Raw genomic sequence first — 25,202 nt, 5'->3', positions numbered from 1 at the left:
GGTGTTCCCTCCTTTACATATCCGTATTTCGTTGATGTTCTTCCTTTAATTCTCTCCGTAAAACTTTTCCTATTGCTGTTTTGGGCAGCTCTGCTCTAAACTCATACAAGCGAGGTACTTTAAAGGATGCAATTCGTTTCCTCATAAAATGATTTAAATCTTCTGCGGTTAATGTTGCTCCTTTTTTCAACACGATAAATGCTTTGACTGTTTCTCCTCGATAAGGATCTCCAACGCCAACCACTGCTGCTTCTTCTACATCTGGATGCTCATATAACACTTCTTCTACTTCTCTTGGATAAATATTAAATCCACTAGCAATAATAAGATCTTTTTTCCGGTCTACAACATAAAAATAGCCTTTTTCATCCATATAACAAATATCACCTGTTAACAGCCAGCCGTTTTTTAATACTTTTGCGGTTTCTTCTGGATTATTCCAGTACCCCTTCATCACCTGTGGACCGTTGATTCCTAATTCGCCAATTTCTCCAGGAGGAAGTTTCTGTCCTGTCTCAAGTGAAAAAATAGCTGCATCTGTTCCTGGCCACGGCACTCCAATGCTCCCTTTCACAATTTCATGATCCCAGAGAAAATTAGCATGCGTTACCGGAGAAGTCTCCGTTAATCCATATCCTTCGACTAATTTTCCGCCTGTTTTTTCCTCAAACCTTTCGATGATTTCAACAGGCAATGGCGCTGATCCGCTTATGGAACTTTTAATGGAAGTAAGATCATATTTTTCGATTTGTGGATGGTTTAAAAGTCCAATATAAATGGTAGGAGCTCCAGGGAAAATCGTTGGTTTTTGCTTTTGGATGGTTTTTAAAGTGGCAGCTGCATCAAATTTAGGAATTAAGATCATTTTATAAATTTCCATCACAGATAGAATCATTAAGGTCGTCATGCCGTATACGTGAAATAAAGGCATAATGCCAAGTATTATTTCTTCTCCTTTTTTCATGCGGTATAACCATTGACGTACCATCGCGGTATTTGCGATTAAATTACGGTGAGTCAGCATTACCCCTTTTGGAAAACCTGTTGTTCCACCTGTGTATTGAAGAATGGCAACGTCTTCTTCAAAATCAGTTTGATATTCCTTTACTTCTATGAATGGTTTTTTTAATATGTCAAATAACATATGGGTAGAATGGCTTTCATAAATTGGGGTATTTTTTCGTTGTTGTTTTTTTTGCACGATAGAATAGAGGATGTTTTTAGGGAATGGGAGAAAATCTTGTATCTTTGTAACAATAATTTGTTTAAGCTCTGTATCTTTTTTTGCCTGCTGGATTCGATTATATAAAAGATCCAATGTAATGATCATTTTAGCTCCTGAATCTTTTAATATAAAATGAACTTCTCTTTCTTGATATAAAGGATTTGTAGGGACTACGATGCCGCCTGCTAAAAGAATCGCATAAAAGCCAATAACCGTTTGCGGAGTATTTGGCAGCATAACGGCTACTCTATCGCCTTTTTCCAATCCTATTTTCTGTAAATAACCTGCCAGCGTCATTGATTTTTTGTATACTTCCTGAAATGTCCACTCCTTTCCCATAAAATGAATCGCTTTATGATCTGGATATTCTTTTGCAGCATATATTAATGATTGCTGCAACGTATAGGGTCGATAATAAACATCTTTCGGTATTTCCGGTGGATAAAGATCCAGCCACGGTTTTTCACGATACATAAACTCATTCCTCCTGCTTGTCTCTTGTACTAGTTTATTATATGGCGCAAGGATCCGTTCAGTTATTTAAAATCCGCCCATATTAAAAAAGGGCTAAGCCAAGCTGAAGATCAGAAAAGCGCAGGCGCCTTGCTCAGCCCCGAAGAAAAATGTTCATTTGACTCGAAAAGTGCTTTTTACTTTTAGAGGCAAAGGGTTATTTTTCACAGGGGTTAGGCGCCGGAGCTAGACACTAATCTAAGTTGAAACTTATAAATTCTGATACTATAAAAAAAAACACGCGTCCTCTTTATAGAAAACACGTGTTTTTTCAATACAGTGATAGAAACAATAGGCTGTTTTCGTATAGATTGTTGCTTTAAACTCGCAGCCTGAATACACTTCGTCCGTTTAGCGAGCGTCGAGCCTCCTCGTCGCATACGCTCCTGTGGGGTCTCGTCTTTCTCGCATTCCCACAGGAGTCTCAGTCTGCTGAGTACTGCTTCTCCCATTTTTTTATGTAAAAAACAACAAACTTTGAGAAAACTGCCAAGCAATAAAACATCCCCAATCTATTTTATGAAATGCCAGCGCCGATTACAAAAGATAAACCAATCGAGATAATCATGGAGATGAATCCAACTGCTCTGTTATCGTTTTGGATTTCTTCGTCTATTCTAAATTTTGGTGTTAAAAACTCAAAAATAAAATACCCTACCAACAATAAAAAGAATCCATACACGCCCCAAACAATCATCGTTAATAAAGAATCGTTTTGCATAATGGAATGCCTAAATATATTGGCTATTCCAAACATTTTCCCGCCTGTTGCCATTGCAACGGCAAGATTTCCTCTTTTTATTTCTTCCCAATTATTATACTTAGTTACCAATTCAAAAATAGCCAAAAATACGACCATGCTTAAAATGACAACACTATAATCACCTGCAGTTTTTATATACTCGTTAGTCCAAAATTGATTCATGCACTATCTCCTCTATTTGTTTTCTATATATACACTCCTATGGAAAAGGGGTCGGAGCTTCGCCAATTTTTATAGAAGTAAACTTTTGATTGCACTCTATATTTGTTGTTTATCCTTATTAAGGACAGAGTGGCTCCGCTCGCGCCGCCTTTATTTTAATTCTACGACGGTAACACCACTGCCGCCTTCTCCTGCTTCTCCAAATCGAATACTTTTTACCGATCGATGATTTTTTAAATACTCTTGTACGCCAGTTCTTAACGCACCTGTACCTTTTCCATGGATAATCGAAACTCTAGGGTATCCGGCAAGCAAACTATCATCAATGTATTTTTCTACTCTTACTAAAGCATTTTCAAATCTTTCGCCGCGTAAATCCAACTCTAAACTCACATGATAATCTTTGCCTTTAATCGATGCAAGTGGTTTTGTTTCGACTACTTTCGGTGTTTTAATAAATTCCAAATCTTTTGTTTTCACCTTCATTTTCATAATGCCAATTTGGACTTGCCATTCTTTATCAGAAATTTTTTCCAACAACTGTCCTTTTTGACCAAATGTTAATACTTTCACTTCATCCCCTGATTGGAAATCATGGGTAGTCGTTTTAATTGCTTCTTTTCTTTTTACAGTTGTTTTTGGCGTTGCATCACTTAATCTTTTTCTTGCTTCAATTAATTCATGCTCTTTTATTTCTGCTCGTTTTTCAAGCTGCATTTTCCGCAAATCAGAAATAACTTGTTCTGCCTCTTGTTTCGCCTGTTCAATGATGTCAGCAGCTTGTTTTTTTGCTTTTTCTTGAAGTGTTTCTTTTTTATCATAATAATCCATTACTTGCTTTTGTAAATCACGGTGGAGCATTTCTGCTTGCTTTCGTAATTCTTGTGCGTCCTTGTACTCTTCTTCTGCATGTTTTCGACTTTCTTCTAATGATGCAATCATATTTTCTATTTTACTGCTTTCATCACTAACATGAGCTCGTGCTGCAGCAATTACTTGGTCCTGCAACCCTAGACGTTTGCTTATTTCAAAAGCATTACTTCTCCCTGGCACACCAATTAATAATTTATAGGTTGGACTTAATGTTTCCACGTCAAATTCAACACTTGCATTCATAACCCCTTCTCGGTTGTAGCCATAGGCTTTTAATTCAGGATAATGGGTCGTAGCAATAACACGCGCGCCGCGGCGATTCACTTCATCCAATATCGAAATGGCCAGTGCCGCCCCTTCTTGCGGATCGGTTCCTGCACCTAATTCATCAAATAATACAAGGCTGTTATGGTCAACTTCCTCTAATATGCTGACAATGTTGACCATATGGGAAGAAAACGTACTTAATGATTGCTCAATCGACTGTTCATCGCCAATATCTGCATACACTGCATCGAATACGCTCATTTCTGAACCATCCAACGCTGGAATTTGCAAGCCGGCCTGAGCCATCAGCGTACATAACCCGACTGTTTTTAACGTAACGGTTTTTCCGCCTGTATTTGGTCCTGTTATGACAATCGTGGAAAAATCATCTCCTAATGTCACATCATTTGCGACGACTACATCAACAGGAATTAATGGATGCCTTGCTTTAAAAAGAGAAATCTTGCCTTCCTTATTTATATTCGGCTTCGTTCCTTTTAATCGATGTCCATATTTTGCTTTTGCAAACATAAAATCAATTTCTGATAACACACCAACAATATCTAAAAGCTCTGTGCTGTATCCAGAAACAAGTGCCGTTAATTGCGTTAAAATCCGATCGATTTCTTGCTGTTCTTTTACACGGATTGCCTGCAGCTCATTGTTAAGCGTCACAACCGACTGCGGCTCAATGAATAAGGTTTGCCCTGAAGCACTTTGATCATGAATAATGCCGCCATAATTCCCTCTATATTCTTGTTTTACCGGAATAACAAAGCGATCATTGCGGATCGTAATAATGGCATCTGAAAGCATCTTTGCTGCATTGGAGGAACGGATCATGCTTTCGAGCTTTTCTCTTACTTTCGATTCATTTCTCCGAAGCTGATGGCGAATGCTTCGCAACGCTTCACTCGCACTATCCATGACAACGCCTTGCTCATCTATTGCCATTTTAATTTCTTCTTCTACTTCAGCTAAAACAATAATTTGGTTTACGAGTTCAGCTAAAATCGGCACTCTTTCTTCGTCATTAAATTCTTCGATAAATCTTTTGATTTGTCTGCTTGCATGCACCGTATTCGCGATTTGATTCAGCTCTGCAGGACTCAGCATTCCGCCGATTGAGGAACGCTTTACATGTGGACGAATATCGTATATTCCGCTTAATGGAATATTCCCGCGCATGCGGAATACTTTAGCTGCTTCATCTGTTTCTTCCTGCCAGCGAACCACTTCTTCAAACTCTGTAGAAGGAACTAGTTGTTCTGCTTTCCACTGTCCTAAAGATGAAGATACATGTTCTAATAATTGGCTTTTAATTTTGTCAAACTCTAATGTTTTTAATACTCTTTCGTGCATGGAGTTTTCTCCTTTGCTTTTCTTCTATTTATATTACTGCTTCTTTTTTTGCAAAAAGTTCAGCAAGTCTTGTTTATCCATCGTATTTATTACTGTTTCTTTTTGTATCCAGCCTTTTTTTGCTGTTGATACGCCAATGCTCATATTATTTAACTCTTTTGTATGATGTGCATCTGTATTAATGATAATGTAACCCCCTTTATCTTGGGCCATTTTCACGTACTCTGCATGCAAATCCAAACGATTTGGATTGCTATTCAGTTCCAATACTGTATTTGTTTCTTTTGCTAAAAGAATTAATTGTTCCATATCGACATCATAACCGTCTCTTATGCCGATTTTCCGGCCTGTTGGATGGGCGATGATATCAACATATTTATTTTGCATCGCGTTTTTTAATCTTTCCATTATTTTGTCTTTCGGTTGGGAAAAAGAAGAATGAATGGATGCAATAACGATATCTAATTCCGCTAATAAACTATCTTCATAATCTAATGAGCCATCTGGCAGAATATCCATTTCTACACCAGCAAGGATCGTGATATCGTCATATTTTTCATTTAACCTTTTTATCTCTTGAATTTGTTCGCGCAAACGTTCGGGCGTTAGTCCATTGGCCACTTTTAAATATTGAGAATGATCGGTAATCGCCATATATTGATAACCAAGGGCTCTGTTTGCTTCTACCATTTCTTCAATAGAAAAAGCACCATCACTCCATGTAGAATGCATATGTAAATCGCCTTTTATATCTTCCAAAGAAATAATCGTATTGTCTTCCCTAAATGCTTCTACTTCTTTACCATCCTCTCTTAATTCTGGTGGAATAAACGGAAGCTGAAAATAATGATAAAAATCTTCTTCTGCAGCGAATGTTTTTATTTCTCCTGTTTCTACATTTTCCACGCCGTATTCACTAATTTTTTCTCCCCGCTCTTTTGCCAACTGCCTCATTTTTACATTATGTTCTTTAGAACCGGTAAAATGATGGAGTGTTGTCGCAAATTCAGCTTGAGTTACGATGCGGAAGTCTACGGAAACATCATACTTTAAATCTAATACGATGCTTACTTTTGTATTTCCTGCACCCGTTATTTCTTTAATAGAAGGTAGCTTCGTTAATTTATTTTTTACTGCTGAAGGATTGTCTGTTGCAATAATAAAATCTAGATCTTTTATTGTTTCGCGCATTCTTCTTAAACTGCCAGCTCGAGAAAATTGACTAATTTCTTCTATTTCCTTTAGGTCTTTTTCAATAGAGACAGCTACTGACAGCATATAAGCAATCGGTAGTCTTTCTGGTCTCGAACCTACATTTTGTAATGCTTCGAGGATTTTTTCTTCTGTTTTTTTTCCAAAACCACTAAGTGCTTGCACTTTTCCTTCGACACAAGCAGTCTGTAAATCTTCTGCATTCGTAACAGCAAGCTCCTTATATAGCTTGGCGATTTTTTTTCCTCCTAGACCAGGAAGCTGTAATAGTGGAATTAATCCTTTTGGTACTTCTTCTTTCAACTGTTGTAACGCTGTGGATGTTCCTGTTGTAACATATTCTTCAATAACAGCAGCCGTTCCTTTGCCGATTCCAGGAAGTGCTGTATAATCAGTAATTTCAGATAAGCTTTTTTCATTATTTTCTAAACTTGCCGCAGCTTTCCGAAAGGCTGAAACTTTAAAGGTATTTTCTCCTTTTAACTCCATATAGACGGCAATTTGTTCTAATAAACGCATTACTTCTTTTTTTGTTATGTTCATTTTTATCACCTGCTTTTATCATATCATGTTCTTTTCTGTTTCAATAATTAGTTGAAAGTGCAAAGCAAAGACTCCTCTATTTTCTAGAAGAGTCTTATACCCTTTTTAAGAAGCCATATAGTCAAACCAAAGCGTTTTAATTTTTTCGGAAAAATAAGGGGTGTTTTCAATAATACCAGCTGCTATTATCGACTTATTTAAATTATTTTCAATAAATTCGATTGGCATAAGTGCTGCGATATATAATAGAATAAAAATAACTAAGTACACTTCAATAAATCCTAATATCGCTCCCGCCCATGTATTCAGCTGTTTTAAAACTGGTAAACTAGCAACAAAGTCTATCATGCTGCCAATTATTTGCCATACGATTTTCACAGCAAAAAAAATCAGCACAAATGCAATTGCCCGATAAAATACATCTTCCACATTTGCATTGCTAAAAAGGGTTGTAATGAAACTATTTTCACCTACATTAGGATATGGCACCCAAAGGGTTAACTTTTCAGATAAAGGTATGTAATATTTATTTGCCACAATAAAGGCAGCAATAAACCCGGTTAAATGGACTATTTGTAAAATAAAACCTCTTTTTAAGCCTCTTAACAGTCCAAATAACAATAACACAATAACAATAAAATCCAACATGACTTTTTCAGTCCTTTTCTCTTTTTAATTCATTTTCCAGCTGTTCGACTCGGTCTAATAATTTAACATAATCGTTTACTATATTAACAGTCGTCAACACGGCTAATTTATTTAAATCAAGGGATGGATTCTTCGCATAGAGTTCTCGCATTTTTTTATCTACTATAGAGGCAACCAAGCGTACATGGCTTGACGGTTCTTCACCTATTATTACATATGGTGTACCATATATTTCTACAGTTGTACGGTTTTTTGGTGTGTCTGTCACAATTATGCCTCCAATCATAAGAATCCTAATCTCTATCATAACATGAACCGTTCAAGAGAGGAAAGTCATACCCTGTCAAATTACGTCATGCTTTTACAATTTATTATTTTTTTGCAAAAAGTTATAGTAAATAGTAATGGTGATGTCACATAAAAAAAGACCATAAAAAAGGGCCCATTTACATGATTTTCCGTTAGCTAAATCACCTGTTAGTTTAACAAATTATTTACCATATTTCATCTAAATTATTAGAATAGAATTGAAACGCCTTATTATATTTTTTTATCCACTTATCATCAGAAGAAACAAGTAATACGTTTAATAAAGAAGATACGGCCTCTTTATTTTCTTGTAAGTTATAAAGTGTAATAGCTAAAAAAGTTTGGATGGCTAAGTTAGTTGGAAACTCACTCAACCCTTGCGTTAGTATTGATTTAGATAATTGATACTCACCAATACATCGGTAACTACTTCCCAATTGTATGAATAGCATTTCTCTTAATTCACCTTCAACATTATTTGACAGTGCTTTCTCATAATATTTAATAGCTTCTATTTCAAAACCTAAAGAATCATGAATGGAACCACAATAAAAATTGAGTTCAGCATCATCAGGATTTTTTTCAAGTAGGCTGATAAGCAATTTTTTAGCTTCTTCAAATTCCTTGTTTTTTAATAGTTCTTTTACGTTTTCTATCATGTGTATCCCCTCTTCAAAGAATTTAACCTATACCAATTCCCAAAACATTTTTTCTTTATTTTACCACTCATTCTATTCATTTTTTTCTTTTCACACACCTTATTCAAACAACCCTCTTCTTTAACAGTTCTTCAAAAAACAAGGCTGTTTTCGTATAGATTGTTGCTTTTAAACTCGCAGCCCGAATACACTTCGCTTTCCGTGGGCGAGCGTCGAGCCTCCTCGTCACATACGCTCCTGTGGGGTCTCGTCTTTCTCGCATTCCCACAGGAGTCTACGTGTATTCAGTCTGCTGAGTACTTCTTTTTCCATTTTTTACGTAAAAAACAACTAACTTTGAAAAACAGCCAATAAAAAAATAGGGCCATCTCTATTAGAGACAACCCCTTAAACAAATCGGTTTCTTTTATCCTCTTAGTACCGCACCAGCTTTTTCTTTTACTGCTGCTAATACTTTATCATGTGCTTTTGTAATCATTTCTTCTGTTAATGTTTGTTCTGGATCAAAATACTTTAATGTGTAGGCAATCGACTTTTTGCCTTCTTCCATTTTATCTCCTTCGTACAAGTCAAATACTTGAACTTCTTTTAATAAGGAGCCGCCAGCTTCTACAATGATATTTTGAATATCGCCTGCTAAAATCGTTGTATCGACAACTAAAGCAATATCTCTCGTTACAGAAGGGAAACGAGGAATCGTTGTATAGTGAAGATCTTCTACGTCTGCTGCTAAAAGCTTGCTTAAATTTAATTCAAAGCAATATGTTTCTTTTATATCCAAATCATTTTGTACTTGCGGATGCACTTGGCCAACAAATCCTATTACTTCGCCGTTGAATAATACATCTGCCGTTCTTCCTGGATGCATGCCGTCGATTGCTCCTCTTACAAAAGCAATTTTATCCATAACACCTAGTTTTTGGAATAACCCTTCTAATACCCCTTTGATCACAAAGAAATCAACTGCTTTTTTCTCTCCTTGCCAAAGGTTCGCACTCCATAAGCCAGTAATCGCCCCTGCTAAATGTTCTCTTTCTTCTGGAAGCTCATTGGCTGCACCTTCGTTTGCTAAGAAAACAACACCTGTTTCATATACAGCAAGGCTTTCATTTTGACGAGCACTGTTGTATTTTACCACTTCTAATAATTGTGGAATGATGCTTTGTCGAAGAAGACTGCGTTCTTCACTCATCGGCATGCTTAAACGAACAGGATTACGTTTTTCTAAAGCAAATTGCTGCACCTTCTTTTCACTTGTCAGCGCATAAGTAATCGCTTGATAAAGACCGGCACCTTCTAAATATTTACGAACAGTGCGGTGTTTTTTCTGGTATGGAGATAACACACCAGGAATCGATGCACCAACTGGCAATGTTGTTGGAATATGATCATAACCATACAGACGTGCCACTTCTTCTGTTAAATCTTCTTCAATGGAAATATCATTTCTTCTTGTTGGTACAGTTACTGTAAATACAGTATCTTCTTCTTTTGTTTCAAACTGAAGTCGTGCAAAGATGTCTTTTACTTCATTTACTTCTAAAGCAGTACCTAATACTTTATTAATTTTTTCTAATGAGATAGACACCGTTTTTGGTTCTGCTGTTAATGTATCAACAACCGCTTCGCCTTCCAAAACTTCGCCTCCTGCATATAAATGCAGAAGCTGTGCTGCTCTTTCTGCCGCTAAACGAACACGATTTGGATCAATGCCTTTTTCATATCGTGCACTCGCTTCACTTCTTAAGCTTAATACTTTCGATGACTTGCGGATTACGCCGCTGTCAAAATAAGCAGCTTCTAATAATACAGTTGTTGTATCAGATTGCACTTCAGAGTTTGCTCCACCCATTACACCAGCGACTGCTACTGCTGTTTCGCCATTTGTAATAACTAAATTATCTTCTGACAGTACTCGTTTTGCTTCATCCAGCGTTACAATCGTTTCGTCTTTTTTCGCTCTTCTGACAAGAATCTCTTTTGATGCTAGACGGTCATAATCAAATGCATGAAGAGGCTGGCCATATTCTAATAAAATGTAATTCGTAATATCCACGACATTATTATGCGGGCGAATGCCTGCTGCCATTAATCGACCTTGCATCCATAAAGGAGATGGAGCAATCTTTACGTTTTTGATGATTTTTGCTGTATATAATGGAGCATCTTCCTTATTTTCCACGCTCACTTGTACATAATCGGATGCTTTCTCATTTGCTGTCGGATATTCAACTGTTGGAAGCTTTACTTCTTTTCCTAGAACAGCTGCCACTTCATACGCAACCCCTAACATGCTCAAACAATCAGCACGGTTAGGTGTTAATCCTAATTCCAATACCGCATCGTCACGCTGTAAATATTCTAGCGCATCTTGGCCAACTTCGACATCACTTTGGAAAACAAAAATACCTTCTGCATACTCTTTCGCTGTTAGTTTGCTTTCGATGCCTAGCTCTTGCAATGAACAAATCATTCCATTTGATTCTTCGCCGCGAAGTTTCGCCTTTTTGATTTTAAAATTACCAGGAAGTACCGCACCAACTTTTGCTACTGCTACTTTTTGTCCTTTATCGACATTGGCTGCGCCGCAAATAATTTGAATAGGTGCTTCTTCACCAACATCTACTAAACATTTGTTCAGTTTGTCAGCATTCGGATGCTGTTCTCTTTCTACTACATAACCGATTACGACATTTTTGATGCCGTCATTTAAAACGTCAACGCCTTCTACTTCAATCCCGCTTTTTGTAATTTTATCAGCCAACTCTTGTGGATCGATATCACTTAAATCTACATAATCTTTTAACCATTTATAGGATACTAACATTATTATTCTCCTCCAACCTTAATATTCCGGTACTGAAAACTGCTTTAAGAAACGAATGTCATTTGTATAGAAATGACGAATATCATCAATTCCGTATTTTAGCATTGCGATGCGTTCTGCACCGATTCCAAAAGCAAATCCAGAATATTTCTTTGAATCAAAGCCGGCCATCTCCAGTACATTCGGATGCACCATTCCAGCACCTAATACTTCAATCCAGCCAGTTCCTTTACAAACACTGCAGCCGCTTCCTTTACAAATGCTGCATGAAATATCCACTTCAACAGATGGTTCTGTAAACGGGAAGAAACTTGGGCGCAAACGAATTTCTCTTTCTTCTCCAAACATTTTTTTTGCAAAAACTTCCAATGTTCCTTTTAAATCGCTCATGCGAATATTTTCATCAACTACAAGACCTTCAATTTGCATAAATTGATGCGAATGTGTTGCATCATCGTTGTCGCGGCGATACACTTTCCCTGGACAAATGATTTTAACAGGACCTTTGCCTTTATGTTTTTCCATTGTACGAGCCTGCACAGGAGAAGTATGTGTTCGTAATAATAGTTCTTCTGTGATATAAAAAGAGTCTTGCATATCACGAGCCGGATGATTTTTTGGCAAATTCAGCGCTTCAAAATTGTAGTAGTCAACTTCTACTTCTGGGCCTTCTTCTACTGTATAACCCATGCCAATAAATAAATCTTCTACTTCTTCGATTACTCTCGTTAAAGAATGATGGTTTCCAACAGCAATTGGTCGGCCTGGCAAGCTGATATCAATTGTTTCGGCTGCAATTTTCTTTTGCACTTCTGCTTCTTCTAATACTTTTTGTTTCTCTTCTATCTGATTTGTAATCTCATCACGGATCACATTTACTAATGCTCCCATTTTTGGACGCTCTTCCGCTGAAAGTTTGCCCATCCCTTTTAACACTTCTGTAATAGGTCCTTTTTTTCCAAGATAAGCAATTCGAATATCATTTAATTGTTTCACATTTTCAGCGTTTGAAATGCTTTGTAAAGCTTCCGCCTGCAGTTCTTTTAATTTTGCTTCCACATTGATTCCTCCTTAAACGATTTGCATGATATAGCAGCAAGTTTTTGTTTTTCGGCAACAAAAAAAACCTCTCCCTAAAAAAGGGACGAGGTTTTGTATTCGCGGTACCACCCTAATTAACTCAATAAAAAGCATCAAGTTCGCTTCATTTCGATAACGGCTTATTAAACCGGTACATCTTTACATTTCACCTAAATGAAATGGTCCCGATGCCAACTCAGGAGGTGAACTTCATTTATCTTTTTGATAAAAATGCTTTCAGTCTAAGGCATTTTCTCCCTTTATCAAAGCAATAAACTACTTTTCTCCGTCTTTGTTTTTATTCATGCAATTTGCCATTAATTATAGTATATTTTCATACGATTTTCAAATGCAATCTTTGTTTATTTTGATAAATGGGTAATCTGAGTTAATCGTTCGTCAATAGTTTGTCTATTAGTTAGGCTGTTTTCGTATAGATTGTTGCTTTCATATGCACAGCCTGCATACACTTCGTCCGTTTAGCGAGCGTCGAGCCTCCTCGTCGCATTCGCTCCTGCGGGGTCTCGTCTTTCTCGCATTCCCACAGGAGTCTACGTGTATGCAGGCTGCTAAGAAACACTTTTTCAAATGTTTTATGTAAAAAACAACAAACTTTGAGAAAACAGCCATTAGTTAAAATGATACAATAAAATACCAGCAGCCACTGCAACATTTAAGGACTCGCTTTTCCCATAAATAGGGATATATAAATTTGCATCCGTTTTTGCCAGTACTTCCTTGCTGACTCCATTTCCTTCATTTCCAACTATGAGACAAAATCCTTGCTGTGTGCGTTCTACCTCTCGATAGTTTTTCCCATTTTCAAGCGAAGTTCCAAAGACAGGGATGCTTTTTTCTTTTAAAGCATCGATAAAATTCGGGATATTTTGTTTTAAAATTGGTAAATGAAAATGACTGCCTTGTGCGGAGCGAACGACTTTCGGATTATAAATATCGACTGTTCCTTCGCTAATAATAACAGCATCCATTCCCGCAGCATCCGCTGTTCGGATGATTGTCCCTAAATTTCCTGGATCTTGTACTTTATCTAATACGATAAACGTTTTACCTGAAGAAATAATAGACGCGTTCTCCATTTGCTTGCAAACTGCAACAATTCCTTGTGGTGTTTCTGTATCTGTCAGTTGGTCCATAATTTCTTTTGTCACAATGGTAACGGGTATATCTCCATAATCCCACCCAGGTAAATCAATCTCTTCTGAAATGATTAAATCAAGAATCGCATCTGCTTTAAACGCTTCTTCCACAAGATGAAATCCCTCCACAAGAAATGTTCCTGTTTTATCTCTTTCCTTTTTGCTTAAACGTTTTTTCCACTCTTTTACTTGAGGGTTTTTAACGGAATGTATATGCTTCAACTTATTTCTCCTCACTTTTATAATGCACTAATACTCATTATAGCTCAATCGAAATACATAATAAACGGTAAAGGAGAAATGCTATAATAGAATGTTTCTTTAAGCATTCACTAGAAAATTATTCAGGAGGGCATATCCAGCAATGAATTTAAATTTACGTAACGCGATTATTCATAATGTTTCAGGAAATTCACAAGATGAGTTAAAGAATACGATTGTCGATGCTATTCAAAACGGGGAAGAAAAAATGCTTCCAGGACTTGGCGTTCTTTTCGAAATCATCTGGCAAAATTCTTCTGAACCAGAAAAAACAGAAATGCTGCAAACACTTGAAAGCGGGTTAAAATAAAGAGAAGAACCCATAAGTGAAGACTTTTCGGTTCTTCACTTATGGAAACCGATTTTTGCTGGTTGAAAAATATCTCAGTATTCATCATTTATTTCGTTAGTTTCTCTAATCGCCCTGTTAACTGTTTTCTCCATTCGCAAGCCAATTCTTCGACTTCTAATACTTTTTTAATCCCTTCAACATCCTTCTGTCTATGAAAATAGATTTGATTACTAAAAAGAATGGAGACTTGTTTTGGATGAGGCTCTATTAACGTTATTTTTGAGTCCTTTCTGACAGTGCCTTCTTCTATAACTCGACATAAATAACCCGTATGACCAGTTTCTACGATTCTTTTTAGAATACCTGGTATATTCGTTCTCTTTGTTATCGTACTACAAGGAACTCTTCCTTGTGTTATTTGTATTATTGCATCTCCTAGTTGATAAACATCTCCAATGCATACATCACGTTCCAACATGTTTGTTACTGTTAAATTTTCTCCGAATGCCGCTAAAGGTAATGTACTACTAAACTCTTTTGCCCAAACTAAATAATGTTCATAAGGATAGACGCAAACAGCACGATCTGGACCCCCATGATACCTTAAATCAGCTACTCCATCACCACGAAAGCCTTCTTTATCTAAGAAAGCCTGTTCCACTTCTTCTTTACAGATCCCCGTATCCATTTCTTTATCAAGATTATACTTCATCTTTTTAGGCAACCCTATAGCAAAACTCATTAGTTCAATATCTCGCATATTATGTATGAACTCCCTCTTTATCAAAATTAATAGCACATCTTATACATAAAATCGTTCCTCATTCAATAAACGATCATTAGCTTTTTAACGATGTGTTTGAAAAATCTCTTCTAGCAAAATGTTATATTTATTTCCAATAACAATAATTCAAACTAACCAATTATGGGCGAGTTGGGTAATTTTATTGACTGCCTTTCACGAGCCGACAACTCTCTGAACAATTACGATTCCTAAATACCCCTAATCATCGTTTCATTACATTTGTAAATTTTTCCTCATTTTATTCTATATTCTGACATCAGTCAATCCATATTTATTCTTGTTAAACTATGCCAAGATTGCCTTAGAAGATAAACAACTTTACATGGCTTATAGATTAAAAACAATTTTTTATTACGCTCTTTTCGTATAGATTGTTGTTATGTAACCCGCAGCCTGAATACACTTCGCTTTCCGCGGACGAGTGCCGAGCCGCATCAATGCTATGCTCCTGTGGGGTCTCGTCTTTCTCGCGTTTCCCGCAGGAGTCTACGTGTATTCAGGCTGCTCAGTGCTTCATCCATGTTTATTATTTTATTCAAAAACAACAAACTTTTAGAAAACAGCCTTTTATTATGTTTTTGTAGTTTTAAGCAAAATCCATTCTAATAATTTTTCTCTAAATCGGAAAATTTGACTATCAACAATCCATTGTCTCCCATCCATAAACACACTATTTTTTTAAACTTCCAATAAATTTTTCCTTTTTTGAAACTATCTGTCCAGCTTTTTCGTATTCCTTTTATCAACGCAAATCACATTCCTTTTTACTATTCTGCAAATTGGGTATATAAGGAATCTTTTCTATGCTATACTACTTTTACTATGGCTATGTTAAAGCTCATTGTTGATTTTGGCACTATGTTGATTGGAGTGGAAGGCGTGAAACTCCTACGGGAAAAGCGAGTCAGAGGGAGACCCCACAGGCGCAAAGCGCCGAGGAGGCTCCCGGACCGCCCGCGGAAAGCGAACGCCTGGAACGGAAATCAACAGGCAAGTTTAACAGTGCCTTTACTATAAAAGAAAAAGGTGAAGAATTTGACTAAAAAGAAGTTTCAATACTGGCTGTTGCAAATATTATTAATTGTCGCCATCATTTATATTTGCACAAAAATTTCTTTTCTATTTCAACCGGTAGGAGTGCTCTTTTCTACGCTTTTTGCTCCTATTATTATTACCGGGTTTTTATATTTTCTGCTTAACCCTATTGTTGTTTTTTTACAAAAATCTAAAATTCCTAAAACATTGGCGATTTTGCTTATCTATGTTGTCATTATCGGTTTAGTCATTCTGGCAATTGGAAGTGTCTTCCCGCTAATATCTAAACAGATAACAGAACTGTTCAGCAATATTCCTAATTATGCTGATCAAACAATTAAATATTTCCATTATTTAAATGATACAAAACAATATCAATGGCTGTTGAATCAAAATTACGTGACATTGGAGGATATTGGTGACAGGCTAAACGAAATTGCCCAAACAATTCCAAGTAATTTAACAAATAGCCTTTCCACTATTATCAGTACGATGACAAATATTACGGTCACCATTGTAACCGTTCCATTTTTACTGTTTTACTTTTTCAAAGACGGGAATAAATTCCCTTCTGCATTATCCAAATTTTTTCCTTCCTCTTACCGTAATGAAGGTGTAAAAATTATTAAAGAAACAAGTGAAACATTGGCTGCTTATATTCAAGGTCAAGTAATGGTTGCAACATTTGTCGGTACATTAGCATATATCGGCTATTGGATTATCGACTTGGATTATGCGCTTGTAATGGCTATGATTGTCGCCATTACAAATATTATTCCTTATGTAGGTCCTTTAATCGGCGGTGCGCCTGCTGTTATTATCGCGTTGTTTACATCGCCTACACAGGCACTTCTTGTTATCGTGGTTATTACCATCGCTCAACAAGTCGAAGGAAATGTATTATCACCGCTTATTTTAGGAAAAAGATTAGATACGCATCCGGCAACGATTATTATTTTATTATTGGTGGCTGGAAATTTAGCTGGTGTGCTTGGCATGATTTTAGCGATCCCGACTTACGCTGTCGCGAAAACGATTGTTTTAAATATTATTCGTCTGTTGCGGGCAAGAAAAGCCGCCATTGCGGTTGAAGAAGAACATCCTAATAATAATTTTAGTTAATAAGTAAGAGGTCTCTTATAGGGACCTCTTACTTATTTCAGTATTCCTATTTACACAACGATTGTACATGCAGTTTTACAATTTCTTTTATTTTTTCTTCCTCTATTTCATTCATTAATCCATGCAACGCCAACCCATCAATTAGCGCAAATAATCGTGCAACTTCTAAAGGAATAGATAAAGTAGGAGACGCTTTGCCGCTTTGGATTAAATACTCGATACAACGGCTAATGCCTAATTCTAATTCTTTATATATTTGGTTTCGTATTGCAATAATATTTGAATCAACAAAAGACTTTTTCGTGAATTCAAAATAAACCTCCATTTCTTCTTTTCTTTCCTTATCCAATGGAAGAAGTTCGTATAATACGGAACAGATATCTTCTAATACATCTTCGCTAAAAGTTAAGGAAGAAATTCGCTCATTCACTCTTTCAGATGCAAGTTTCATCGTAAACTGCAGCAACTCTGATTGTGTTTTAAAATAGTGGCGCAAAGCACCGACAGATAGTTCTGCTTCTTCTGCTATTGTCCGGACAGAAGCTTTTTCAATTCCAACTTTTTTAATTACACTCCAGGTTGCTTTTGCAATTTTTTCTTTTTGTTTTTTATGATCAACTATTTTCGGCATATATTCAGTATATCATCTATTGTTTTTTTAATACAGTTGTGTTATTTTATTTTTATAATACATCTGTATTAAAAACAGGAGGATTTATTATGATTGGTTATTTGATTATAGGCTGTGAAATTGCTTTTTGGATAGTCGTTACGGTCGGGTTATGCTGCCGGTATATTTTCCATCAAAAAAAATTAGGAAATATTTTGTTATTGCTTACGCCTTTCATTGATTTGTTTTTACTTTTATTCACAGTTGTTGATTTAAAAAACGGCAGTCCAGCATCTACTGTCCATGGATTAGCAGCCGTTTATATTGGAGTTACAATAGGATTTGGGCATCAGCTTATTAAATGGATGGATCAGCGCTTTGCCTATCAATTTGCAAACGGTCCAAAGCCAGAGAAAAAATACGGACAGGAGCATGCAAAAAAAGAAAGAACGGGGTGGCTGCGTCACTTATTATCTTATGTGATTGGCACTTCCTTATTGCTTATCATCATTACTTGGATCAATAACCCACAACAAACAGATCCCTTTATCCGTTTGATAAAAATTTGGTCTATTATTCTTGGCATTGATTTTATCATCAGCTTCAGTTATACAGTCTGGCCAAAAAAAAAGAGAGAAGGCCACTAAGATAACTTCTCTCTCGAACGATTAAAAAACAGTATATATTTTATGAAAATGTCAGCCTATCCACAGTTTCACGATCTAATTTTTTTATCACTTCGATAATTAATTTTACAGCATTTTCATAATCATCTCGATGAAGCATAGCTGCATGAGAATGAATATAACGTGTTGCAATGGTAATAGAAAGTGCTGGTACACCATCATGTGTTAAGTGAATAGCCCCTGAATCTGTTCCACCTCCAGGTACACTGTCAAATTGGTAAGGAATTTCCAATTTATCTGCTGTATCTGTTACTAAATCTCTTAATCCTTTATGGGACACCATTGATGCATCGTATAAAATAATTTGTGGACCTTTTCCCATTTTGCTTAATGCTTCTTTTTCCGTTATTCCAGGTGTATCTCCGGCGATGCCAACATCCACAGCAAAAGCAATATCTGGTTTAATTTTTTGCGCAGCTGTTTTTGCACCGCGCAACCCAACTTCTTCTTGAACCGTTCCAACACCGTATACAATGTTTTCGTGTTCGGCTGTTTTTAATCCTTTTAGTACATCAATTGCAATTGCACAACCAATCCGGTTATCCCATGCTTTTGCAAGCAGCATTTTTTCATTATTCATCACAGTAAATTCAAAATACGGAACGACCATATCACCAGGTCTAACGCCCCACTCCCCGGCTTCTTCTTTTGACGACGCACCAATATCAATAAACATATCTTTTATTTCAACTGGTTTTTTACGTGCTTCCGGTGGTAGAATATGCGGTGGCTTTGAACCAATCACACCTGTAAGCTCCCCATTTTTTGTGACAATGGTTACTCGCTGTGCCAGCATGACTTGTGACCACCAGCCTCCTACTGTTTGAAAATAAAGAAAGCCTTTGTCATCAATACGGGTGATCATAAAACCAACTTCATCTAAATGTCCAGCTACCATAATTTTCGGACCTTTTTCATTGCCGATTTTTTTGGCAATTAAACTGCCTAAATTATCGGTAGTAACTTCATCTGCATGTGGAGTTATGTATTTTTTCATGACTTCTCTTGGTTCCTGCTCATTGCCAGGAATCCCTTTAGCGTCTGTTAATTCCTTTAACATGAGTAACGTTTCATCCATTTTTTTCATTATTTCGACTCCCTTAATGTTAGTTGTCCAAACAATTCTTATTATACTAGGTAATAAATTATGTTCCTAGTATATCACTTTTTCCTTTTTCTATTAAAATAATTACTTTTTCTCCAAATTAATGATTTAAAGACATAAAATTTTTTCAAAAAAAATGAAACCTTTTAACTTTTTGAACGTATAACATTAGTTAATTGTAATCTTAATGACAATTTCATTGGAGGCTTTTATATGATGTGGATATTGCGTTCATTATTGCTTGCACTTATTCTATTTATCCTTTATCGCATCGTTGCATTTTTCCTAAAACCAGAAAGAAAACTGGCATTCTATCGCAGACAAAACAAATATTATTTATTGGATGACCCTAAAAATGTGCGAATGAATTTTCTTTTGACGTATAAAGGTTTTTTATTCGAAGGAGAAAAATACGTTGATAACAATCCTTCATCCAGCAATGTAGTTAGTATTTTGATTTGGCCAACAGAACCGTTTGACACAAAACTTATGAAGGAAGATAAACTATTTATAGAGAATTCTATTCAATCTACTTATCCACATGCAAAAATACAGTGGAACTTGCCAAAAATTTAAAGCGATCTTCTATTGTAGATCGTGTTTGCCATCAGCCTGAAAGCTAAAACGATTTTGTTTTAGCTTTTTTGAATTTCATGTGCTTCTTTAAAAAATTCTTTCCACTTAATGATGGTCACTTTTTCCCTTAAAATATACACAAGGATGCATAAGGAAAATAAGATGATGATCATCATCGTCGGCGTAAATTGTTTAATAAACTGTCCAAAAATCGTATAAAAAAATGCTAACGGGATGTTGCTTATACATGCATATTTTATATAATCTTTTATACCCTGTCTTTTTTCCAACAAGCAAAAGTTTAATAAATGATAGTTAATAAAGGGAATGAGGCGAAGTACGGTGATTTGTCCGACGGTTAAATTTCGAAATTCTCCAAACCAGCGTTTTTTTAACACGGAAAGTTTACGATGTATTTTCGGGAACTTATGAATGATAAGATAAAAAAAGATACAATTTAGTGTCAAGCCAATAATCGAATAAATCGTTCCTAATGTGATTCCAAAAAGAATTCCTCCAGCAATACAAACAATCATCGGAGGAATAAACAACACTTGCCTTGCCGTATGAAAAAGAATAAATGCGATTGGTGCAAAAATCCCGCTTAATTCAATCATCACAAATAACATCGATAATTGTTCATTCACCTTCATCACCTTCAGTTCTGTAGAATCTAGCTGTTACTTCATTGTATAATGCGGTCTTGCTTTTTATGACAATAGGAACAGAATATAAGCGATAATTCCTATTTCAAGCAATGATAATAACGGCAGCCCTACTTTAAAATTCGTATGTTTTGTTTTATGCCGAAAAGTATTCATGCCCACTGTTAAGCCAATAGAGCCAAAAAGAAAGGCAATGCTCCATAACGTCTTTTCACTTATTCGATATTGATGTTTAGTCGCTCGCTTTTTATCGACTTTCATCAAAAAATAACCAACTATATTAATAAAAACGAAATAAATTGCTAGTATGTATAGAATGTAGTTCATTTTTTCCTCCTTTTATTTTGGCTCTGTTAAACTTGCCTGTTGATTGCAGCGAGAGGCGTTCGCTTTCCGCGGGCGGTCCGGGAGCCTCCTCGTCGCTTTGCTCCTGTGGGGTCTCCCTTTGACTCGCTTATCTCGCAGGAGTCTCACGCCTTCCACTCCAATAAACAAAGTGCCAAAATCAACAATGAGCTTTAATATAGCCTTTGTTTTCAATCTGATAGTTTATCGGTGAAGGTGCGGACTAATATGCTTTAAAGAGGGGCATTGTTTTTTTCTTCACTTTAGCACTCGTTTTTCCCGCTGTCTCTCCTATTATATTAGACAAACCCATATACGCAAAAAAAGAAGGTAACCGTATACCTTCTTTTTTCAGTAATTATTTTAAGTTTTGTTTTGCAACAGAAGCTAATTCAGCAAATGCTTTTTCATCGCTAACAGCTAGCTCAGCAAGCATTTTGCGGTTTACTTCGATACCAGCAACTTTTAATCCGTGCATTAAACGGCTGTAAGATAAACCGTTAATACGTGCAGCTGCATTGATACGAGTAATCCATAATTTGCGGAAGTCGCGTTTTTTCTGACGACGATCGCGGTATGCATACATTAAAGATTTCATTACTTGTTGGTTTGCAACTTTGTATAATGTATGTTTGGAACCGAAATAACCTTTAGCTAATTTAAGAACTTTTTTACGACGTTTGCGTGTAACTGTACCGCCTTTAACACGTGGCATATTGTTTCCCTCCTATTTTCCTGAGTATTACTTAATGTTATCTAATAAATGACGGATGCGTTTGTAATCTCCAGAAGATACTAAAGCACCTTTGCGAAGTTTGCGTTTTTGTTTTGTAGATTTGTTAGCAAATAAATGGCTTGTATAAGCATGTGAACGTTTTAATTTACCAGAGCCAGTTTTTTTGAAACGTTTAGCAGCTCCACGGTGAGTTTTCATTTTTGGCATTTCGTATTCCTCCTCTTTACTTGTCGGTTTTAGGCGCTAAAGTCATGAACATGCTTCGGCCGTCCATTTTCGGATGCGATTCCACTGAGGCAACTTCTGTACAAGATTCTGCAAAGCGAACCAATACACGTTGACCGATTTCTTTATGTGTAATAGCACGTCCTTTAAAACGGATAGATGCTTTTACCTTATCGCCTTTTTCTAGGAATTTAATAGCATTGCGAAGCTTTGTATTAAAGTCATGCTCATCTATAGTCGGACTTAGGCGAACTTCTTTAATATTAATAACTTTTTGATTTTTACGTGCTTCTTTTTCTTTCTTCTGCTGCTCAAACTTGTATTTTCCGTAGTCCATAATACGAGCTACTGGTGGTTTTGCATTTGGTGCAACAAGAACAACATCAAGATTTACACGTGTTGCGATTTCAAGAGCTTCGAATTTTGTTTTAATACCAAGCTGTTCACCATTTTGGTCAATAAGTCGAACCTCTCTAGCGCGAATACCTTCATTTAAAATCATATCTTTGCTAATAGTTAATACACCTCCAAGGTTTATGAACGAATACAACGTTCGGGTCAAGAAGTTCCTATCTTTTAACAAGGAGAAACTTTTCAAGTCCCACTCGTTAATAACACTAATTGACACTTGACCTCCAAGTTGAATCGTATGGAAAAAATAGTTCACAGTTTCCATGTAATAGCTTTCATCAGTGAATATCTGTACCAACATTCTTTGCATGCAGCTAAACAATAAAAAAGTGTGGATGGAAATCCACCCACACTTACGATAACAAACATAGTAAGACTAATAAATGTTCACGTATTACCTGTTAACTACTTTTAGAATCTTGTGTCAATCAGGTGAGAAGCGGGTGCTTCTTCTTTTCCTCAAACTCATATTCAATTTACCTTAGTAACTATATCACAGTAGATATATATTAGTCAACGAAAGAAATATCACAACGAGAAAAATTTTATCAAAATTATTTATACAATGCAATACTTTTCATGATTTTTTTCGAACAAACAACTTTTTTAGTCTATTTAGCTTATTAGTATTCTTTTATTTTGCTCAATAAAAATACGGATTGTTTAACGGCTTACTTCTATTTTTAAGTTTTCTAAAAATGCATCAAATGGAACCGTTTCTGATTTTTGCTCGCCATATTTACGAACATTTACCGCTTGTTCTTCTACTTCTTTATCACCAAGTACTAGCATATATGGGATTTTTCTCATTTGTGCTTCACGGATTTTATAGCCGATTTTTTCATCACGTTCATCTAACTCTACACGGAATCCTTGCAGCTGTAATTTTTCTTGTACTTGTTTCGCGTAATCAAAATGAACAGAAGGTGAAACTGGAATAACTTGAACCTGCACTGGTGATAACCATGTTGGGAACGCGCCCTTATACTCTTCAATAAGGAAAGCAATAAATCTTTCCATTGTTGATACAACACCGCGGTGAATAACAACTGGACGATGTTGTTTTCCGTCTTCACCAACATATGTTAAATCAAATCGTTCAGGAAGCAAGAAGTCTAATTGAACAGTAGAAAGCGTTTCTTCTTTCCCTAGTGCTGTTTTCACTTGAACATCCAGTTTAGGGCCGTAGAACGCCGCTTCTCCCTCTGCTTCAAAATAGTCTAAACCAAGATCATCCATTGCCTCTTTTAACATGCTTTGTGCTTTGTTCCACATTTCATCGTCATCAAAATATTTTTCTGTATCTTCCGGATCGCGGTAAGATAAACGGAACGAATACTCGGTAATATCAAAATCTTTATAAACATCTAAAACAAGATTTACAACCCGTTTAAATTCATCCTTAATTTGGTCTGGACGAACAAAAATATGTGCATCATTTAATGTCATGCCGCGAACGCGCTGTAAACCAGATAATGCTCCAGACATCTCGTAACGGTGCATCGTTCCCAGTTCTGCAATACGAATTGGCAGTTCTCTGTAGCTGTGAATATCATTTTTATACACGACCATATGGTGAGGACAATTCATTGGACGCAGCACTAATTGTTCATTATCCATTTCCATCGGAGGAAACATATCCTCTTGATAATGATCCCAGTGGCCAGATGTTTTATAAAGATCGACACTTCCCATTATAGGAGTATACACATGGTCGTATCCTAGTTTTTCTTCTTTATCGACAATATAACGCTCTACGATTCGGCGAACAGTCGCACCCTTAGGCAGCCATAGAGGAAGGCCTTGTCCCACTTTTTGTGATGTCATAAACAAGTCTAGTTCTTTTCCGATTTTACGATGATCTCTTTCTTTTGCTTCTTCTAGTAAACGCAGATGCTCAGTTAATTCCGCTTTTTTAAAGAACGCTGTTCCATAAATACGCTGCAGCATTTTATTGTCGCTGTTTCCACGCCAATAAGCTCCTGCAATGCTTAGCAGTTTAAACTCTTTTAATTTTCCAGTAGAAGGAACATGCACTCCGCGGCATAGGTCAATAAACTCCCCTTGTTCGTATAATGTTACTGTTTCATCTGCTGGAATCGCTTCGATCAGCTCTAATTTATATTCGTCATCCATTTCTTTAAACAGATCAACTGCGTCATTCCGACTTACTTCTTTGCGGATAACCTCAATGTTTTCGTTAATGATTTTTGTCATTTCTTTTTCAATTAATGGAAGATCTTCTGGTGTTAAAGATTCTTCGATATCAATATCATAATAAAATCCGCCTTCAATAACAGGGCCAACACCTAGTTTCACATTTTTATACAGTCGTTTAATCGCTTGAGCCATTAAGTGAGCACTACTGTGACGTAAAATTTCCAGTGCTTCTTCTCTTTCCGGTGTAATTATTTCAAAAGAACAATCTTCATTAATTGGTCTTTTCAAATCATATAAAGAACCATTAATTTTTCCGGCAAGCGCTTTTTTTCTCAACCCAGGACTTATAGACGCAGCGATCTCTTCTGTTGTTGTTCCGACTGGAAACTCCTTAACAGCTCCATCAGGAAACGATATTTTCATTAATTCTGACATGATAATTCCTCCTTTTCATTAACATGTTGAAGAGGATGTTCCACACACTTTAAAAAGGCCAATGAAAACACAAAAAACCCGTCCCTTAAATAGAAAGGGACGAGTTATATCATCTATAAGCACGTGGTTCCAC

The 25,202-nt window shown here is 36.3% G+C and carries 23 protein-coding genes and 2 other annotated features; of the genes, 4 read left to right on the top strand and 19 right to left on the bottom strand.

All coding sequences use genetic code 11. From position 1 onward, the window contains the following. Positions 1 to 13: 13 nt before the first annotated feature. The 10 genes from ACTXGU_RS06365 to ACTXGU_RS06320 all read right to left on the bottom strand — a co-directional run bounded on the left by ACTXGU_RS06365 (position 14) and on the right by ACTXGU_RS06320 (position 13,822). Positions 14 to 1,699, bottom strand: coding sequence for a long-chain-fatty-acid--CoA ligase (locus tag ACTXGU_RS06365; RefSeq protein WP_443480660.1), 1,686 nt, complete (start codon positions 1,697 to 1,699; stop codon positions 14 to 16). Positions 1,700 to 2,255: 556 nt separating this feature from the next. Beyond that, positions 2,256 to 2,663 (bottom strand): DUF350 domain-containing protein, encoded by a 408-nt coding sequence (locus tag ACTXGU_RS06360; RefSeq protein WP_443480659.1) that lies wholly within the window; start codon positions 2,661 to 2,663, stop codon positions 2,256 to 2,258. A gap of 150 nt (positions 2,664 to 2,813) precedes the next feature. Beyond that, positions 2,814 to 5,165 (bottom strand): endonuclease MutS2, encoded by a 2,352-nt coding sequence (locus ACTXGU_RS06355; RefSeq protein WP_443480658.1) that lies wholly within the window; start codon positions 5,163 to 5,165, stop codon positions 2,814 to 2,816. 33 nt (positions 5,166 to 5,198) lie between these two features. Then, positions 5,199 to 6,920, bottom strand: a complete 1,722-nt coding sequence (polX, locus tag ACTXGU_RS06350) for a DNA polymerase/3'-5' exonuclease PolX (RefSeq protein WP_443480657.1) — start codon at positions 6,918 to 6,920, stop codon at positions 5,199 to 5,201. Between the two features lie 105 nt (positions 6,921 to 7,025). Beyond that, a complete protein-coding gene (locus ACTXGU_RS06345; RefSeq protein WP_443480656.1) occupies positions 7,026 to 7,568 on the bottom strand; it encodes a CvpA family protein in 543 nt (180 codons plus the stop codon). Positions 7,569 to 7,575: 7 nt separating this feature from the next. Then, positions 7,576 to 7,836, bottom strand: coding sequence for a cell division protein ZapA (gene zapA, locus ACTXGU_RS06340; protein WP_443480655.1), 261 nt, complete (start codon positions 7,834 to 7,836; stop codon positions 7,576 to 7,578). Between the two features lie 226 nt (positions 7,837 to 8,062). Next, entirely contained in the window at positions 8,063 to 8,536 is a 474-nt protein-coding gene (locus ACTXGU_RS06335; protein ID WP_443480654.1) for a tetratricopeptide repeat protein, read from the bottom strand. Positions 8,537 to 8,942: 406 nt separating this feature from the next. Next, entirely contained in the window at positions 8,943 to 11,363 is a 2,421-nt protein-coding gene (pheT, locus tag ACTXGU_RS06330; protein WP_443480653.1) for a phenylalanine--tRNA ligase subunit beta, read from the bottom strand. An 18-nt stretch (positions 11,364 to 11,381) separates the two neighbouring features. Beyond that, a complete protein-coding gene (gene pheS / locus ACTXGU_RS06325; protein ID WP_443480652.1) occupies positions 11,382 to 12,422 on the bottom strand; it encodes a phenylalanine--tRNA ligase subunit alpha in 1,041 nt (346 codons plus the stop codon). 78 nt (positions 12,423 to 12,500) lie between these two features. Beyond that, positions 12,501 to 12,745 (bottom strand) — a binding site (T-box leader). 327 nt (positions 12,746 to 13,072) lie between these two features. After that, a complete protein-coding gene (locus ACTXGU_RS06320; RefSeq protein ID WP_443480651.1) occupies positions 13,073 to 13,822 on the bottom strand; it encodes a TrmH family RNA methyltransferase in 750 nt (249 codons plus the stop codon). 142 nt (positions 13,823 to 13,964) lie between these two features. Between ACTXGU_RS06320 and sspI the strand changes: the two genes are divergently transcribed. Continuing rightward, positions 13,965 to 14,171, top strand: coding sequence for a small acid-soluble spore protein SspI (sspI, locus tag ACTXGU_RS06315; RefSeq protein ID WP_443480650.1), 207 nt, complete (start codon positions 13,965 to 13,967; stop codon positions 14,169 to 14,171). Positions 14,172 to 14,259: 88 nt separating this feature from the next. Here the strand turns inward: sspI and ACTXGU_RS06310 are convergent, their stop codons facing one another. Beyond that, positions 14,260 to 14,913: an MOSC domain-containing protein gene (locus tag ACTXGU_RS06310; protein WP_443480649.1), complete on the bottom strand. Its 654-nt coding sequence runs from the start codon at positions 14,911 to 14,913 to the stop codon at positions 14,260 to 14,262. A gap of 1,080 nt (positions 14,914 to 15,993) precedes the next feature. Between ACTXGU_RS06310 and ACTXGU_RS06305 the strand changes: the two genes are divergently transcribed. Further along, entirely contained in the window at positions 15,994 to 17,115 is a 1,122-nt protein-coding gene (locus ACTXGU_RS06305) for an AI-2E family transporter (RefSeq protein WP_443480648.1), read from the top strand. Positions 17,116 to 17,161: 46 nt separating this feature from the next. On the opposite strand, the gene ACTXGU_RS06300 is transcribed toward ACTXGU_RS06305, so the two are convergent. After that, a complete protein-coding gene (locus ACTXGU_RS06300) occupies positions 17,162 to 17,746 on the bottom strand; it encodes a TetR/AcrR family transcriptional regulator (protein ID WP_443480647.1) in 585 nt (194 codons plus the stop codon). A gap of 89 nt (positions 17,747 to 17,835) precedes the next feature. On the opposite strand from ACTXGU_RS06300, the gene ACTXGU_RS06295 reads away from it, so the two are divergent. Next, on the top strand, positions 17,836 to 18,372 hold the full coding sequence (locus tag ACTXGU_RS06295; RefSeq protein ID WP_443480646.1) for a 2TM domain-containing protein: 537 nt from the start codon (positions 17,836 to 17,838) through the stop codon (positions 18,370 to 18,372). 40 nt (positions 18,373 to 18,412) lie between these two features. Here the strand turns inward: ACTXGU_RS06295 and ACTXGU_RS06290 are convergent, their stop codons facing one another. Then, entirely contained in the window at positions 18,413 to 19,498 is a 1,086-nt protein-coding gene (locus tag ACTXGU_RS06290) for a M42 family metallopeptidase (protein WP_443480645.1), read from the bottom strand. Positions 19,499 to 19,729: 231 nt separating this feature from the next. On the opposite strand from ACTXGU_RS06290, the gene ACTXGU_RS06285 reads away from it, so the two are divergent. Then, positions 19,730 to 20,092, top strand: a complete 363-nt coding sequence (locus ACTXGU_RS06285; RefSeq protein ID WP_443480644.1) for a sigma-w pathway protein ysdB — start codon at positions 19,730 to 19,732, stop codon at positions 20,090 to 20,092. Between the two features lie 59 nt (positions 20,093 to 20,151). Here the strand turns inward: ACTXGU_RS06285 and ACTXGU_RS06280 are convergent, their stop codons facing one another. From ACTXGU_RS06280 to thrS, 6 genes are all read right to left on the bottom strand, one after another. Next, positions 20,152 to 20,739 (bottom strand): TVP38/TMEM64 family protein, encoded by a 588-nt coding sequence (locus tag ACTXGU_RS06280; protein WP_443480643.1) that lies wholly within the window; start codon positions 20,737 to 20,739, stop codon positions 20,152 to 20,154. 63 nt (positions 20,740 to 20,802) lie between these two features. Next, positions 20,803 to 21,084: a DUF1294 domain-containing protein gene (locus tag ACTXGU_RS06275; RefSeq protein WP_443480642.1), complete on the bottom strand. Its 282-nt coding sequence runs from the start codon at positions 21,082 to 21,084 to the stop codon at positions 20,803 to 20,805. 376 nt (positions 21,085 to 21,460) lie between these two features. Then, on the bottom strand, positions 21,461 to 21,817 hold the full coding sequence (gene rplT, locus ACTXGU_RS06270; RefSeq protein ID WP_443480641.1) for a 50S ribosomal protein L20: 357 nt from the start codon (positions 21,815 to 21,817) through the stop codon (positions 21,461 to 21,463). Positions 21,818 to 21,844: 27 nt separating this feature from the next. Continuing rightward, positions 21,845 to 22,045, bottom strand: coding sequence for a 50S ribosomal protein L35 (rpmI, locus tag ACTXGU_RS06265; RefSeq protein ID WP_152114027.1), 201 nt, complete (start codon positions 22,043 to 22,045; stop codon positions 21,845 to 21,847). 16 nt (positions 22,046 to 22,061) lie between these two features. After that, entirely contained in the window at positions 22,062 to 22,565 is a 504-nt protein-coding gene (gene infC, locus ACTXGU_RS06260; protein WP_443480803.1) for a translation initiation factor IF-3, read from the bottom strand. 226 nt (positions 22,566 to 22,791) lie between these two features. Then, positions 22,792 to 22,935, bottom strand: a sequence feature (ribosomal protein L20 leader region). A gap of 202 nt (positions 22,936 to 23,137) precedes the next feature. Further along, positions 23,138 to 25,069, bottom strand: a complete 1,932-nt coding sequence (gene thrS, locus ACTXGU_RS06255) for a threonine--tRNA ligase (RefSeq protein ID WP_443480640.1) — start codon at positions 25,067 to 25,069, stop codon at positions 23,138 to 23,140. Between the last annotated feature and the right edge of the window lie 133 nt (positions 25,070 to 25,202).

This window comes from Niallia sp. 01092 (assembly GCF_052318935.1).
Taxonomy (GTDB): Bacteria; Bacillota; Bacilli; order Bacillales; family Cytobacillaceae; genus Niallia.
Note: the sequence above shows the minus strand (reverse complement) of the source record. Positions and strands in the feature narration are given on the sequence as shown.

Excerpts from the sequence above, each read along its gene's own strand:
- ACTXGU_RS06310 (WP_443480649.1), bottom strand. The coding sequence starts at position 14,913 with ATGCGAGATATTGAACTAATGAGTTTTGCTATAGGGTTGCCTAAAAAG.
- ACTXGU_RS06285 (WP_443480644.1), top strand. The coding sequence starts at position 19,730 with ATGATGTGGATATTGCGTTCATTATTGCTTGCACTTATTCTATTTATC.
- ACTXGU_RS06290 (WP_443480645.1), bottom strand. The coding sequence starts at position 19,498 with ATGAAAAAAATGGATGAAACGTTACTCATGTTAAAGGAATTAACAGAC.
- infC (WP_443480803.1), bottom strand. The coding sequence starts at position 22,565 with ATGATTTTAAATGAAGGTATTCGCGCTAGAGAGGTTCGACTTATTGAC.
- ACTXGU_RS06300 (WP_443480647.1), bottom strand. The coding sequence starts at position 17,746 with ATGCCGAAAATAGTTGATCATAAAAAACAAAAAGAAAAAATTGCAAAA.
- ACTXGU_RS06365 (WP_443480660.1), bottom strand. The coding sequence starts at position 1,699 with ATGTATCGTGAAAAACCGTGGCTGGATCTTTATCCACCGGAAATACCG.
- ACTXGU_RS06355 (WP_443480658.1), bottom strand. The coding sequence starts at position 5,165 with ATGCACGAAAGAGTATTAAAAACATTAGAGTTTGACAAAATTAAAAGC.
- ACTXGU_RS06295 (WP_443480646.1), top strand. The coding sequence starts at position 17,836 with ATGATTGGTTATTTGATTATAGGCTGTGAAATTGCTTTTTGGATAGTC.
- ACTXGU_RS06345 (WP_443480656.1), bottom strand. The coding sequence starts at position 7,568 with ATGTTGGATTTTATTGTTATTGTGTTATTGTTATTTGGACTGTTAAGA.
- ACTXGU_RS06275 (WP_443480642.1), bottom strand. The coding sequence starts at position 21,084 with ATGAACTACATTCTATACATACTAGCAATTTATTTCGTTTTTATTAAT.
- sspI (WP_443480650.1), top strand. The coding sequence starts at position 13,965 with ATGAATTTAAATTTACGTAACGCGATTATTCATAATGTTTCAGGAAAT.
- pheT (WP_443480653.1), bottom strand. The coding sequence starts at position 11,363 with ATGTTAGTATCCTATAAATGGTTAAAAGATTATGTAGATTTAAGTGAT.
- rplT (WP_443480641.1), bottom strand. The coding sequence starts at position 21,817 with ATGCCACGTGTTAAAGGCGGTACAGTTACACGCAAACGTCGTAAAAAA.
- ACTXGU_RS06360 (WP_443480659.1), bottom strand. The coding sequence starts at position 2,663 with ATGAATCAATTTTGGACTAACGAGTATATAAAAACTGCAGGTGATTAT.
- ACTXGU_RS06335 (WP_443480654.1), bottom strand. The coding sequence starts at position 8,536 with ATGATAGAAAACGTAAAAGAACTATTAAAAAACAAGGAATTTGAAGAA.
- rpmI (WP_152114027.1), bottom strand. The coding sequence starts at position 22,045 with ATGCCAAAAATGAAAACTCACCGTGGAGCTGCTAAACGTTTCAAAAAA.
- polX (WP_443480657.1), bottom strand. The coding sequence starts at position 6,920 with ATGAACATAACAAAAAAAGAAGTAATGCGTTTATTAGAACAAATTGCC.
- thrS (WP_443480640.1), bottom strand. The coding sequence starts at position 25,069 with ATGTCAGAATTAATGAAAATATCGTTTCCTGATGGAGCTGTTAAGGAG.